Annotated in this window: 14 protein-coding genes; 4 read left to right on the top strand and 10 right to left on the bottom strand. The window is 47.9% G+C overall.

The genetic code is table 11. From position 1 onward, the window contains the following. Positions 1 to 6: 6 nt before the first annotated feature. Entirely contained in the window at positions 7 to 1,221 is a 1,215-nt protein-coding gene (dinB, locus tag MYF79_RS30055; protein WP_247811542.1) for a DNA polymerase IV, read from the bottom strand. A 279-nt stretch (positions 1,222 to 1,500) separates the two neighbouring features. On the opposite strand from dinB, the gene MYF79_RS30050 reads away from it, so the two are divergent. Continuing rightward, positions 1,501 to 2,175, top strand: coding sequence for an SdpI family protein (locus MYF79_RS30050; RefSeq protein ID WP_247811541.1), 675 nt, complete (start codon positions 1,501 to 1,503; stop codon positions 2,173 to 2,175). A 98-nt stretch (positions 2,176 to 2,273) separates the two neighbouring features. Here MYF79_RS30050 and MYF79_RS30045 read toward each other — a convergent pair whose 3' ends face one another. Then, entirely contained in the window at positions 2,274 to 2,723 is a 450-nt protein-coding gene (locus MYF79_RS30045; RefSeq protein WP_247811540.1) for a hypothetical protein, read from the bottom strand. 111 nt (positions 2,724 to 2,834) lie between these two features. On the opposite strand from MYF79_RS30045, the gene MYF79_RS30040 reads away from it, so the two are divergent. Then, a complete protein-coding gene (locus MYF79_RS30040; protein WP_199653190.1) occupies positions 2,835 to 3,587 on the top strand; it encodes an XRE family transcriptional regulator in 753 nt (250 codons plus the stop codon). A gap of 202 nt (positions 3,588 to 3,789) precedes the next feature. Further along, entirely contained in the window at positions 3,790 to 4,761 is a 972-nt protein-coding gene (locus tag MYF79_RS30035) for a hypothetical protein (protein ID WP_247811539.1), read from the top strand. 2 nt (positions 4,762 to 4,763) lie between these two features. On the opposite strand, the gene MYF79_RS30030 is transcribed toward MYF79_RS30035, so the two are convergent. From MYF79_RS30030 to MYF79_RS30005, 6 genes are all read right to left on the bottom strand, one after another. Next, complete coding sequence (locus MYF79_RS30030) at positions 4,764 to 5,663, bottom strand: histone deacetylase (protein ID WP_247811538.1); 900 nt, start codon at positions 5,661 to 5,663, stop codon at positions 4,764 to 4,766. Beyond that, entirely contained in the window at positions 5,663 to 6,310 is a 648-nt protein-coding gene (gene pdeM / locus MYF79_RS30025) for a ligase-associated DNA damage response endonuclease PdeM (protein WP_247811537.1), read from the bottom strand. Before pdeM ends, MYF79_RS30030 begins: the two co-directional genes overlap by 1 nt. A gap of 33 nt (positions 6,311 to 6,343) precedes the next feature. After that, positions 6,344 to 8,806, bottom strand: a complete 2,463-nt coding sequence (locus MYF79_RS30020; protein ID WP_247811536.1) for a ligase-associated DNA damage response DEXH box helicase — start codon at positions 8,804 to 8,806, stop codon at positions 6,344 to 6,346. Positions 8,807 to 9,038: 232 nt separating this feature from the next. Beyond that, positions 9,039 to 9,743: a hypothetical protein gene (locus MYF79_RS30015; protein WP_247811535.1), complete on the bottom strand. Its 705-nt coding sequence runs from the start codon at positions 9,741 to 9,743 to the stop codon at positions 9,039 to 9,041. Between the two features lie 10 nt (positions 9,744 to 9,753). Further along, complete coding sequence (locus MYF79_RS30010) at positions 9,754 to 10,470, bottom strand: hypothetical protein (RefSeq protein ID WP_247811534.1); 717 nt, start codon at positions 10,468 to 10,470, stop codon at positions 9,754 to 9,756. Positions 10,471 to 10,618: 148 nt separating this feature from the next. After that, complete coding sequence (locus MYF79_RS30005) at positions 10,619 to 11,665, bottom strand: LD-carboxypeptidase (RefSeq protein WP_247811533.1); 1,047 nt, start codon at positions 11,663 to 11,665, stop codon at positions 10,619 to 10,621. 71 nt (positions 11,666 to 11,736) lie between these two features. On the opposite strand from MYF79_RS30005, the gene MYF79_RS30000 reads away from it, so the two are divergent. Next, the gene (locus MYF79_RS30000; RefSeq protein WP_247811532.1) at positions 11,737 to 12,324 is read left to right on the top strand and encodes a hypothetical protein; all 588 of its coding nucleotides are present in this window, start codon (positions 11,737 to 11,739) and stop codon (positions 12,322 to 12,324) included. 4 nt (positions 12,325 to 12,328) lie between these two features. On the opposite strand, the gene MYF79_RS29995 is transcribed toward MYF79_RS30000, so the two are convergent. After that, positions 12,329 to 12,832, bottom strand: a complete 504-nt coding sequence (locus MYF79_RS29995; protein ID WP_199653181.1) for an Lrp/AsnC family transcriptional regulator — start codon at positions 12,830 to 12,832, stop codon at positions 12,329 to 12,331. A gap of 85 nt (positions 12,833 to 12,917) precedes the next feature. Beyond that, positions 12,918 to 14,507, bottom strand: coding sequence for an ATP-dependent DNA ligase (locus MYF79_RS29990; protein ID WP_247811531.1), 1,590 nt, complete (start codon positions 14,505 to 14,507; stop codon positions 12,918 to 12,920). Positions 14,508 to 14,513 lie beyond the last annotated feature (6 nt).

Genomic DNA, 14,513 nt, shown 5'->3' with positions numbered 1-14,513 from the left:
AGGCGTTTATCTCACTTTAGGATAAGGCATGATATCCGGTTTTCGTACGGTTCCCCTTTTTGCAGGCGGTACTGCATTGGTACCCTTCATCAGGTATTGCCATCCGAACCGGTTTTTAATATTGTCGATAGCCTGGTAGAGTGCGATCATTTCCTGTGTATCGTCGAACAGGCTGATCTGGTAATTGCCTTGTACCAGGTGACTGAAACGTACACCTATCAGACGGATCAGGAGCCGCCGGTCATAGAGTTTATTAAAAAGCTCTTTCACTTTTTCAAGTAGTATATGATCACTGCCAGAATAGGGAATAGTCATTTGTTTGGTAACAGTTTCAAAGTCTGAATAGCGGATCTTTACGGTAACGCAACCGGTGAGTTTGTTTTGCTGGCGCAGTTCGAAGGCGATCTTTTCTGTCATCCGTACCAATTCTGCATGAATGAACTGCATGTCGATGGTATCGGAAGAGAAGGTATTTTCTGTAGAGATAGATTTCTGTTCATGATATGGCACAACAGGAGATTCGTCAATACCATTGGCTTTGTTCCACAGGGAGATGCCATTCTTCCCCAGCCATGCTTCGAGCAGATTAACGGGTATTTCGCTCAGTGTTTTCACTGTTTCCACCCCACGACGTCTTAGCTGACCGGCTGTTTCTTTACCCACCATGGGTAGTTTTTCCACCGGCATAGGGGCCAGGAAAGCTTTTTCTTCGCCGAAAAGGATCTCCATTTGTCCGTTGGGCTTGGCTTCATTGGTAGCTACTTTCGAGATCATTTTGTTGGAAGCCAGTCCGAAAGAAACAGGCAACTGTGTTTCCCGCATGATGTGCTGGCGTAGTTCTGCTGTCCATTTCATGGAACCGAAGAATTTGTCCATGCCGGTCAGGTCCAGGTAAAATTCATCTATGGAAGACTTTTCGTAAAGCGGCGCCTTATCGGCTATGAGTTCGGTGACTTCGCGGGAGAGCTGGCTGTATTTCTCCATATCCCCTCTTCTGACGATAGCGTGGGGACATAGTTTCAGCGCCATTTTCATGGGCATAGCGGAATGGATGCCATAACGGCGGGCCTCATAGCTACAGGAGGCTACTACACCACGATCACTCATACCTCCTATCAGCAATGGTTTCCCCTTCAGGCTGTTGTCATCCCTGCATTCTACTGATACGAAGAAGCTGTCCATGTCGAAATGAGCAATGGACCTGTGCTGCAAAGAAATCATAAGCTACGGTAATGGTTCAGGTGATGAATAGTACACAGGAAACAGTCTATGGACGGGCGGCATGTGTATGACATAGGCTATGAGGGCATTGCCTGTCCACGGACCATCGCCCATGTACTATACGATCCGGAGCGAATTTACTAATATTTTTAGTTTGTGCTAATAATATTAGTACAAATAACCAGTCAATAACAAATTGGAGGGGATAATGGTTAATTATAAGGGTGCCGTAAGCGGGTACAGTATTTGTCAACTTACTTTCAAACAAAACACTTTCTCATGAAAAAGCCTGATATTGGCCAGGAACTGTTGTTATTGTTGTTATTGATAGTACCCATGATCTATCTGGGAATTATCTGGCCTTCCCTGCCAGACGTTATGCCGACTAATTTCAGCGTAGGCGGTGTTGCCGAGCGGGTGGGTGCCAAAAGTGACTTTCTTCTCCTGATGACGTTCCTGTTCTTTACTAATCTGCTGTTATATTTTTTGTTCCGGTACATTCCGCATGTGGATGAGCCGGATATTCACCACAAGGATATGACTGTATTTCACAGGAAGTACTACCAGATCCGTTTCATGATCCATATCTACCTGGCAATTTTTACCGCGGCTATCATTTTTATGGCCAGTCAGGGCCATCCGTTTGTGATAGAGCGCTGGGTGTTTACGGGAGTGGGATTACTGATCGGGGTGATAGGTATTTACCTGAGGCGGCTTGAGCCGAACTATTTCATTGGCGTACGAACGCCCTGGACGCTGAAGAGCGACGATATCTGGCGCGAAACGCATGCTTTTGCGGGAAACCTCTGGTTGTGTACCGGGATTGTTATGATCATTGCAGGATTCTTCCTGCCGGTAGTAACAGGTACCTTTTTGCTGATCTTTACAGGAGGTATCCTGGCAGCGCTGCCTTATATTTATTCTTACCGCCTGTTCAATACGGACAAGGGATAAGGGATCAGGTGTTTTAGTGGTCACATATAAAAATAAAGGCTGTTCACCTTAAGTGGACAGCCTTCACTTTTATGAAATATAGTGTGATGAGTATTATACTAGTAGCCCAGCAGACCTCTTTCCCATGGAATGCGTGTTGCCAGTATGATCAATGCAAGGGCGAAGAAGATCAGGGAAGTTTTATGTTTCTGTGCATCCTGTGCCGTCTTTTTCACCTTGGCACGTCCGATGTGCACCAGTGCAATGGCTACGATAGCAACAAATACATGTTCAACTGCATAATAACGAAGCCCGCCGTTACGCATCACCTCACCTCCGTATTCCTGAAAAGCTTTAAGTCCGAATGCGCTGGTTACAAAGTAAAGCAGTAAGCCTATCAGCAATTGTGTATCCAGGAAGATCATGAAGAAAAGACCTGCTTTTTTATCTGCGGCGGTGTAAGGTGATTTACTACTAACGCCCTTCAATGCACGGATCACGGCCCATAATCCTGTCAGTACGATTGCCCACCTTAACAGCGAGTGAATAATTAACAACGTGTTATGCATAATATTGAGTTGGATTTACGGGCAAAAATAAGTTAAGCTGACCGGAATATATTTGGTAATTATAAAAATTATATGCTAATTTTGTTAGTAACGTACTAAATTATTTAGATTATGTCAGTAGTATGCCGCAATTTAAAATTCCTGCGCAAGCAGAAAGGCTGGACGCAGCAGGAGTTTGCTGATAAATTAGGGATCAAACGTTCCCTGTTGGGCGCTTACGAAGAAGAACGTGCAGAACCCCGCACAGAAGTGCTCGAACTGGTCAGTGATATGTTCCGTATATCCATTGATGACTTATTACGTCGTGATGTAGGTTCCCAGAAAGAGAGTTTCCTGGAAAAACGCAGACAGCAGAAGATGGCGAATGATCGTCAGCAGATAGAGTTCGTACCTGTAAAAGCTGCGGCAGGATACCTGGCTGGCTACAACGATGATGAATTCATTGAAGAACTGAACACTTTCACGCTCCCTATGATGGGTGCAGGCAGCTACAGGGCATTCGAGATCGCAGGAGATTCTATGTTACCCACTCCGTCCGGATCAGTGATCGTTTGCCACAAAGTAGATGGCTGGGAAGAGATCCGCAACAATGAAGCCTATGTAGTGGTGACCAGCCGTGAGGGCATTGTTTATAAACGTGTGCTTAAAAGCAACCGCACTAAAGGAAAGATCACACTGGTGTCAGATAATCCGCAATATGAACCCTATGCGGTTGGTATGGATGAAGTCCTTGAACTCTGGCAGTCAGATGCTGTCATCAGCAAAACAGGTCAGCAAAGTCGCCTGAGTGTAAATCACCTGGCTGATATGGTGAGCCATCTGCAGGATCAGGTGAGCATGCTGAAGAAGCGGATCAAGGATTAAGCATAAACCCAAAGATATTGTTGTTTGTGTAGAGGAACGCTGTAAGTATAGCGGCAGAGATAGTATTGTTATTTTCCCCGTAGGTTGTCAGGGTGAAGAATTGATTAATTTCGTATATTAATGTATGCATTGCATAACAGCATTTGCATCTCCTGGTGTTACGACGATATGTCGGACATCGGCTAATCAATCATTCCTTATCATGCAACAACAACAGAAAGCCCATCCTTCTTCCAATTCCAGAGCAGCAGCTGCCATCGATAGATCTTCCGCGGGTATCGCTTTACCCGCAGTATCTCCTTTACAATTCAATAGGGGAGATATTGCGGACAGAGCATCGCAAAAGGCGGTTCAAATGAAAGCATCCGGGGCCGCAGTGTTACAACTACAGGCGACGGGAAATTCAGTAGCCCAGAGATGGCCGGTAGAGACAGACACCACCAAGAGCAGTGTAGTAGGCACAAGCGGCAGACCTGCTAAACGGACTACTAAACCTGTACAGGAAGCAATTATCGATGACATCTTTACCCATGGGGCAATGAATGCACTTGAAAGCATCCTGCATGGTATGGGTAAAAAAAAGGCACTGAATGAACTGCGTCATAATAACTTCCTCAGTAACAACAGTGCTGCAGTATGCCATAAAAACTCAATCGACGATGTCGAAAATACATTGGTACACTATGCCAATATGAGCACTAAAGTGGCTGCATATAATGAGCATGAATCATGGATAAAATGGCTGACCCACAGGGACCCCGCTACTCAGGTGATGTGTATCGGATTACTGAAAAATATCCGGGATAGTGCTACTAATGCCACTCCGCTAAAAACAGCAGCCGAAATCTGCGTAGATGCCATTAATGATCTCATAGAGTACATCGATGCTTCCAGTTCCAATTATTATATAGGAGACGCCGGTACTAACAGCAGTATTCAGTCCCTTCCGGACTCACACTACAATAACAATGCTACAACTCAACAGGCGCCGCCTACTCCTATATCTGTCGGCCTGTATGAAGCCAGGTTAGGTATTGAAAGCGTAGGCGGATTGCCGCACCTTAGTCCTGTAAGGGGCAATGATGCGAGCGGAGACTGGATTAAAAATTCAGGAGCGGGAGATGTAAACGGACATGGTTGGTCATTGGTTGATCTGACAAACAGCAAGATCTGATATTACCCGAATATCTCCGCCGCTGCCTTAAACGTATTGCAATGCGCATTCACAATATCCCGGATATGTGTTGAATACCCGCCGCCCATTGCCACTGCGCAGGGAATATCATGTTGCTTCATCGCCTGGAATACCAGCTCATCCCGTTTTCTGCAACCCTGCGGAGTGACCTTCAGCTTACCATAACGGTCAGTTTGCAGGATATCCACTCCCGACAGATAGAACACAAAATCAGGCTTTACTTTATCCATCAAGACCGGCAGGCAATCAGCCAGTGTACGAAGATAATCGTCGTCGTGCATACCATCGGGCAGGGGTACATCCCAGTCGGATATTTCCTTGTGAAAAGGATAGTTATGCGCACCATGCATACTGAAGGTATATACATCCGGCCGGCCCGCAAATAAAGCTGCCGTGCCATTTCCCTGATGCACATCCAGGTCGATGATCAGCACCTGCTTCACCAGCTTTTGCTGCAGCAGATAATTGGCAGCAACAGCAAAATCGTTCAGCAGGCAGAAACCTTCTCCATGATCTGCGAAGGCGTGGTGCGTGCCACCCGCTACATTCAATGCCACACCATGATCCAGCGCGTGCAGCGCACAATCTATTGTTCCCTGGCAGATCACGATCTCACGTAGCGTCAGCGCAGGTGACTGGGGCAGGCCGATACGGCGCTGCTCTTTGTCAGACAAGGTCTGATGCTGTAGCTTATACCAGTAGCCGGGCGTATGTGTAAGCAGGATGGTCGCTTCATCTGAAGGAGCCGGTGTATGCAGCTGTTTATCGGTGATCACACCTTCCCTTAAAAGTTGCGCAGGAATAAGCTCATATTTCAACATAGGGAACCGGTGACCTTCGGGTAAGGGATGTGCATATATGGGATCGTAGGCAACCAGCATTAATTGACTTTTAAGACGTTATTTTCAGCGATAACGAATACTGCCTCATCAACAGCTGGCTCCAGCATGGCGAGGCCCGTAAAGCGCCCGAAAGCGGGTAAAATGCTGCAATGCCTGCCGAAGTAGAAACAGGGCAGGCGTAAGCGCTGCCGTCCCGCGCCGGCAACAACGATCCCCGGGTGCAGGTGCCCCGAGAAAGTATACCCCGCTGCATCTTCTTCCGAGCAGGGCTCATGTATGAAATGAATATCGCGGATGATCAGCGTATCAAACACCTCGACGTTCAGCGCTTCATAGGTAGCGGCAGGCAATATATCATGATTGCCTTTTACCAGTTTGAAACGGATATGTGCAAATTGCTGACGCCAGAGTTTAAAGTAAGGCACGTCATTGTTCTCCCGGCTGTGGAACATATCTCCTACAATAATGATCTGGGAGGGGTTATAGGCAGTAATCAGCAACTGCAGGCGGTACAGGTCGTCTTGCCCGATGTTGGCAGGAACGGCTATTCCTGCTTTCCTGAAATGGGCGGATTTACCCAGGTGCAGGTCAGACACGATCAGCGCCTGTTCTTCTTTCCAGAAAATAGCCCGGTGGGCCGATAAATGCCAGGTCTGGTCCTGGTGTCTGTAAATCACTTCCTCCATAATCTCCGGTAAAACTACTGTATCTCTCTCAAACTATATCTGCGGACGCATTTTTTTGATCCTGTCTTCCAGTTTTTCACTGGTGAGCTCTTCGCGGAGACTGTCTACCTTGATCGGAAAACAGAATGGTGTCAATGCCTCAGGCGCTGTAATAATAATATCGCTGTTGTAAATACGCTCCAGACTTTCCCTCAGACGTGCCTCTTCCATCTGGTAGAAGAAGGCCTCATTGAATGCCTGCCGCAGCAGCAGGTTCTGCGGATCGTAGTCCCTGAACACGTTGAACAGCAGGGAGGCAGACGATTGCAGGTGACGACTGGCTTTGTGCTTACCAGGGTAACCCTGGAATATCAGGCCGGCAATGACAGCAATATCCCTGAACTTACGGCGGGCCATTTCTGTGGAGTTCACACTGGCCTGCAGGTCATTGCTCAGGTTCTCAAGGGAAAACAGATCGTGCACGTCTCCGTCGCTGACAGGAATTGGCTGATCGGAAAGCAGCTCAAACCCGTAATCGTTCATCGCCATTGAAAAGGTAATGGGCTGGCGCTTACTGATACGGTAGGCCAGCAGGGCAGCCATCACTTCATGCACCAGTCGTCCTTCAAAAGGATAGACGAACATATGATAACCGTCGCGGGTATGGATCATTTCAATGAGCAGCTCATTGTCTTTCGGTATATGCGACAATTGCTCCTGTAAGTCGAACAGCGGTTGCAATATTTTGATCTCCGGCATATCCGATTTGCCGGATAGTGCCTCATTATAAGTGCGGCGTAATATCTTTCCGAGATTGGCAGAAAGAGGAAGCCGTCCTCCCATCCAACTGGGCACAATGGCCCGTTTGGCGGCCGACTTGCGCACCAGCACCGTCATATCTTTGATCATCACAAATTCGAGTGTGCGTCCTCCCAGGCTAAAAGCATCGCCCGGCTGCAGGCGTGCAACGAACCATTCTTCGATCATACCAATAAAGCCTCCGCTCATGAACTTCACTTTCAGCATGGCATCGCTCACGATGGTGCCGATGTGCAGGCGGTGCCGCATGGCCAGCATACGGCTGCGACAGATGAAGAAATCGCCCTCCCTTTCCAGTTTTTTGAACTCATCGTAGCTATACAGCGCTTCTCCACCGGTAGACAGAAAAGATAATATCCAGGCCCATTCATCTTCCGTCATATCACGGAAACAGAAAGTCCCCGTCACTTCTTCCCATATTTCAGGCGCATGAAAACCATCTGAGATGCCGAGCGTCATCAGGTATTGCAGTAGCACGTCAAAGGCCAGTAGAACGGGCAGGCGGCTCTCTACCAGCTGTTCTTCCATCGCCGCCTTCAATGCCGCTGCCTCCACCAGTTCAAGGCTATGTGTGGGCAGGAACCAGATCTTACTGGTGGCGCCGGGTTGGTGACCGCTTCTGCCGGCTCTCTGCAGGAAACGGGCTACTCCCTTCGGACTACCCACCTGTATCACCGTGTCCACAGGCCTGAAATCTACGCCCAGGTCAAGACTGGAGGTGCATACAACTGCTTTCAGCACGCCGGTGTGCAGGGCTTCTTCCACCCATACCCGGAGCTCCGCATCGATAGAGCCATGATGGAGGGCAATAGCGCCCGCCAGTTCAGGGCACTGGCGCAATATTTCCTGGTACCAGATCTCCGTTTGTGAACGGACGTTTGTAAATATGAGGGTGGTCTGACTGTTCATGATCACCGGCAGGGCTTTATAGAGCAACCTGGTACCCAGGTGGCCTGCCCAGGGATATTTTTCGATCTCATCCGGCAGGATGCTTTGCAGTTCTATCTTCTTGCCCAGTCTGGCGCGTATGATCACCGCCTCCGGGTCCGGCCGGCCCAATAAGACATCCAGCGCTTCTTCCAGGTTGCCGATAGTGGCCGAGATGCCCCATACCTTCAGGGGAGGTCGCCCTGCCTTCTTTGCCAGACCACGGAGCCGGCTGAGGCCCAGTTCCACCATTACCCCACGCTTGCTGCCCAGTAGTTCATGCCATTCATCTGCCACCACTGTTGTCAGGTGTGTAAAGACCTTCGCATATTCTTTTTGTCCCATCAGCAGGTGCAGGCTTTCCGGTGTGATGATCAATATCTCCGGCATCTGTTTCTTTTGCTGCTGACGGGTAGAAATAGGGGTGTCCCCACTGCGTATACCAACCTGCCAGGACATATTAAGTTCCTGCAGTACTTCCTCCATGGCGCGGGCAATATCTTTTGCCAATGCGCGTAGCGGAGTGATCCACATCATTTGCAGGCCGTTCTTTGTTTTCTGCTGATAATCCTTCGGGTGTTTATTGATCCAGTCGATCACCACCGCCAGGAAGAGAGAGAAGGTTTTACCGTAACCGGTAGGGGCGTTTACAAGGCCTGATCTGCCTTGCAGGTAATGCTCCCAGGCTTCTTCCTGGAAAGCAAAAGGCTTCCTGTCATGTGCAGCGAGCCATTCTGTTATCACTTGCCATCCGCGCGCTTTGTTTTTCATCAGGTGATGAAATTAGGGAAAAACAAAGACATGTCAATGGTCAGATGAGCGGGGCGAATTATGGTGCGATACTATAAAGGACAACGCCCAATACGGGAATGCGACATAAAAAGGGTTAAGGACAAACTAAATATACAAAAAATAACGTGGAACCGGGCGCTGAACTTTCCGGCTGAAAGTCTGATTCATATTGAGCTACTATTATGTTTAGCGGCCTGTATGTACTTCCTGTTTATTTCCTCTCCAAAACTAACATTCTTGTCTGCACCAGCAGTGTATCCTGCGTATGTATCGTTTTTAAGGCATCAGCGTTCAAATACCCATAAGCATACCTTTCTCCCGAAGCACAATTCGCATTACTTGTCCTGGTGCTGAAGCGATAACTGATAACAGGAAGGGAAAGACGATCGCCTTCCATTGCTACCGGCATCCGGTATCTTGTTTTACATACCAATGCACCCGGCATGCCTGAAGCATCGCAGAAGGTAAGCAGCGGATGCCGGCGGATATTAATGCCGACATTTGAACAGCTCAATTCACCGTCATCGGCCGGGAATCCCGGTAAGCTGTCGCGACCCAGTAATATAGCTGCATTGTTATCATAGTACACCTGGTTAAAGATCAATTCAAGCGCACTATTGCCGGATACTGATCTGAAATAGACGCTGTCGGAGACCCTGTTGTCGAATGTTACATGTATGGGAGATTCCGCTGTACCGGCTGTCAGATCAAAGAAACCATATACCTGGTTGCGTTCAAGATAAGCCTGGATAAAAGCAACATCTGTAATGACCTTATCTTTTGTATACAATGTTACCGGGTCATTTTTAATATTGGCAACGCTTTCATAATTGCCGGTCGGGTAAGGAGCCGCGTCATCGCTCTCACAGCCAGGACAAAGTAGCAGCGCGCAAATCAGTAACATGGATGGTTTCATAAATACAGGATTATTGCTTATAGAGTTTTACAAAATAGGTTTGTACGGCGAGTGTATCTTCCGGACGTAATTTACCAAGAATATCCTTATTAAAATCATCGCTGATGTAACGCTCGTAAGTATGACAAACGATACCGGGAGCAATAGGGCGGGCGAAGTAATATGTCAATACCGGTATCACCAGGTAATCGCTCTCTACATTCAGCTGCATTAGTTTATGGCCGGTGCAGTAGCTGTTGGGATAATTGAAGTAGCTACATGCATATGTGGGCGGATTACGGCGTACATACTTTGCCACATTCAAACAGCTTAATTCTCCAGCCACAGTAGGTTTTATAATAGATTCACTATTGGCTGCAAGCAGTCTTGTATTGGCAGAAAGAGGGTTGATGCGGAAAGTATCCTGGTAGCTGTTGCCCGGATCTGATGTGTAATAGGCAAAGTCTCCCTGGATGGTTACCGAAGTAAAGATAAACGGTATGTTGATCCCGGGCTGTTCCCTGAAGGTGCTATCCGCCAGCCAGCTGCTGATCCTTCTTTCAAGGAAGGCGTGGATAAAAGTATGTTCAGTAATGGTTTTGTTGCCGACGTACAGCGTAACAGGGCCGGCAGTGGCTAGTTTCCTGTTGTTATAGGTGCCTTCCTGCATGACATGGACGTTGTCATCTTTTTTGCAGGATGTAAGGATTGCGATGCAAAATACCAGTACAGTGATGTGTGCTTTCATGGAAGGGAATTCGATGCTGTAAGATAGGGAGAAGGGGGAGGAAAAGCAAGTATGGGATTAGTGACATGGGCTGGGGGTGACAGGTAAGAGTCAAGCGTTTTTCCGGATTTTTTTTAAAAAAATCCGGAAAAAGATGTCAGATAGCCGCTTAGTTCCTCAACTCATCCAGTGTCACCTCTTCTTTCCCAACCGTCAACTGATGCATCACTCCGCATTTCAGTGCATAATTATCTTTCTGATGTCCCACGGGAAAACCAAAGCACACCGGGTATGTATAATCCTTCACTTTCTCCATCACAATGTCATATACTGTCCTGCCAAATTCTTCGCCCGGGTCATCAGGTTTGATGCGGTTAAAGCCACCAATGATCAATCCTGCAAGATTGTCCAGCTTATGTGCGCGTTGAAGGCTGTTGAACATGCGGTCAAGGCTGTAAAGATATTCCCCTACTTCTTCGAGGAAAAGGATCTTGCCAATGGTATTCAGCTCTGAGTTAGTAGCAAGCACACTCTGGATCATTGAAAGATTACCGCCTGCGAGAACGCCTTTCGCGGCGCCGGTTCGGTTGCGGGAATCAGAGAAAGTGGTATAGTGCAGTTGCTGGCCAGACAACGCATCCCTGATAGAAGAAATAGTTTGTTGTACAATAGGTTCAGCCTTACTGAAATCATCCGGGAAACTGTTGCACATTTTTGAGTGTAAGGTGGCAATACCATACAGGCGATTAATATGACAATGTAGTACCGTAATATCACTAAAACCGATGATCCACTTAGGTTGTTGCACAAAGCTGGAGAAATCCAGCTGATCTACGATACGTGCGCTTCCATAACCGCCACGGGCGCACATGATCGCTTTAATGGCGGAATCGTCCAGCATATCCTGCATATCCTGCCGGCGTTCCTCGTCGGTGCCTCCGAAGCTGAAATCAGTTTTATTAACAGTATTGCCTACACGTATTTTAAAGCCCCAGCTTTGTATGATGTTGATAGCTGGTTTTATTTCTTCCATAGTGATGTGTCCTGCAGGACAGGTGATACCAATAGTATCGCCGGGCCTGAGGTAAGGCGGGATCAATAATCTTTCTTCATGTGGCTGCAGGGCTGCGGCGGCCTGTTGTAAACGGGCGAGCGCCGGCAATGTGGTGAGTCCTGCTGCGGTGGCCAGTGCTGACAGGAAGTGCTTACGATTCATAACATTAATGTAAGCATAATTTATAAGCGATGTGGCGTGTTTTTTGTCTTTCTTTGCATAAAAGAACAACTATGAAACACCTTTACTTTTTAGGGGCGGCATTTCTGCTGATGATAGCACCGGCAATGGCACAGACAGCCTGGAGAATAGAACCCGGGCAGTATATAGGAAACTCAAAAATAGGCGCTACCGCAGATGATATGGCTGCGGCGCTGGGACCCGCCGATGGCGGAGACGCTGCCATGGGAAAGGCATGGAGCATCTGGTATAGCCACAAAAAAGATAAGAGTATCGACTCCAGCAGATACCTGGCTGTTTATTCCGTAAGAGAAGAAACAAACGGTAAGGAGGCAATGGTAGTGAAGCAGATCCGTGTGAATACTTCTTCCTTTACAACGGAAAAAGGACTGCGGGTAGGCAGCTCTTATATAGAAGTGAAAAAACTATTTCCCGCTATCAAGGTCGTGGCACAATACCAGGATAAACAGAAAAGCAGGAAGATCATATTGTATGATGTGCGTAAAGCAGGCATTGCATTTGAGATGACAACGGAGAAAGGCGGTAAGCAGCTATGTACTGCCATTACGGTACATCCTAAGGGTGAAGATATCAATACCTATATTCTCTTTCCCGGTTATGAGGGCCTAAGGAAATTGTAAGCAGTTAATATACCACCCTGTGTGTAGCTTTGATCACTGACATCACGAACACACTTTCCATGTGACGGATATTATCCAGCTCGCCCAGTTTGTTTACATTGAATTCATGATAGGCAAGCATGTCTTTTACCTGCACTTTCAGCATGAAATCAAACTGGCCTGAAATGTTGAGACATTCCATCACTTCAGGGAAAGAGGTGATCTCTTTGATAAATTTACTACCTGCTTTTTTACCATGCTCTTTCAGGGAGATATAGCATAGTACGGTAAGGGCTTTATCAATCTTACTGGGATCAACAATGGCAGCATACTGCCTGATAACGCCTGCCTGTTCCATTTTACGGATACGTTCATAAACGGGAGTTGCGCTCAGGTTCAGTTTTGCTGCCAGATCACGGATGGTCATCTTGGCATCTTCCTCCAGCAACTGGAGGATAGCAATATCCTTTTCATCCAGCGCAATATTTTCAGTTGCGTTATCTTTTTTGTTATTTCCCAGGTTATTCATATTAGTATAGAATAATGTTCCGTTTCAAAAGCAAAATTAAGTACAATATACTAATTAGCTTCAATATTCCTTCAAAGTTCCTTATTTATTTATGTGTTCGTAGTAGCTGCTGTAAATCCTCCAGGGTATTGATCTCTGCAGGTGGTTTGTCTTTCCGCCAGCGAAGTATACGGGGGAAGCGTAGTGCCACGCCCGACTTATGCCTGTTGGAGGCGGCAATTCCTTCAAAGCCGATCTCAAACACCAGTTCCGGTTTCACGGTCCTTACCGGGCCAAATTTTTCTAACGAGTTCTTTTTGACCCAGTTGTCCACTTCATTGATCTCTTTGTCTGTCAGGCCGGAATAAGCTTTGGCAAAAGACACCAGCTGATCGCCATCCCTGACGGCGAAAGTGTAGTCGGTATACAGATTAGAGCGGCGGCCATGTCCTTTCTGTGCATAGATCATTACTGCATCTACCGTGAGCGGATCTATCTTCCATTTCCACCAGTCGCCCCGTTTGCGGCCTACCTGGTACATGGAATCCAGTTTCTTCAGCATCAGGCCCTCGCTGCCTTTTTCCCTGGCCTGCAACCTGAAACTGGCCAGTTCATCCCAATCGTGGAAGGTAATAGCGGGCGAAAGGCGAAGGGTAGGGTGATTGATCTGTTCCACCACCTGTTCCAAAAGTATCCGGCGTTCCTGCAATGCGGTTGTACGTATATCCTGTCCTTCCCATTCCAGCAGGTCATAGCTGAGAAAAGCCACAGGAGCTTCCTGTAGTTGTTTGCGGGTCACGTTCTTCCGCCCTATGCGGGTCTGCAATGTCTGAAAAGGCAGGGGGGCGCCGTTCGCAAATGTGAGGATCTCCCCATCCAGCACGGTGCCTTCGGGAAGCAGCTCCAGCAAGGGCTGGTATTCGGGGAACTTGTCGGTGATGAGCTCTTCGCCGCGGGACCATACGAACAATTGTCCGTTGCGTTTGATGATCTGTCCGCGGATGCCGTCCCATTTCCATTCCGCCTGCCATTGTTCGGGCGCGCCCAGTTCTGCCGGATCGGCTTCCAGGGCATAAGCCAGGTAAAAAGGGAAGGGCTTGGAAGCATCAGCTTCTGTAATGTTTTCACTGAGCAGGGCCTCGATGGTGGTCTGCTGCGGGTCCCAGTTCCCACTGATCATATGTGAGATAGTAGCAGCGGGAATGTTGTAGGTATTTGCCAGGGCATTCACCATCGTTTGCTGCGACACGCCAATGCGGAAGCCACCGGTGATCAGTTTATTGAACACAAATCTTTCACTGGTATCGAGTTCTTCCCATGCCCTGAGGATGAAGGTCTGTTTGGTGCTTTCGTCCGCTTTTTCAAGTTGTATGAGCTGTTCTACCCAGTAATGCAAAGGATGGGCAGAGAGGCTTTTACCTGGCGGCAACAGGAGGGCGATCGTTTCAGCAAGGTCCCCCACGGTATGATAACACTCTTCATATAACCAGGCGGGTAAACCCGTCATCTGCAGGCACCAGGTGCTAAGCTGGGTAGCGTTGACGGTACGTTTGGGCCGCCTGCCGGTGAACAATGCCAGCACCCAGAGGCGGTCAGGAGCATCTGCAGCAGCCAGGTACCGGCTTAGCGCATCCAGTTTCTCATTGGTCTTGGTACTGTTGCTCAATATTCTTATCAGTGCGGCAAATTCTTTCATACCTGG

This window comes from Chitinophaga filiformis (assembly GCF_023100805.1).
GTDB lineage: Bacteria > Bacteroidota > Bacteroidia > Chitinophagales > Chitinophagaceae > Chitinophaga > Chitinophaga filiformis_B.
This window is presented reverse-complemented; position numbering and strand designations above follow the sequence as displayed.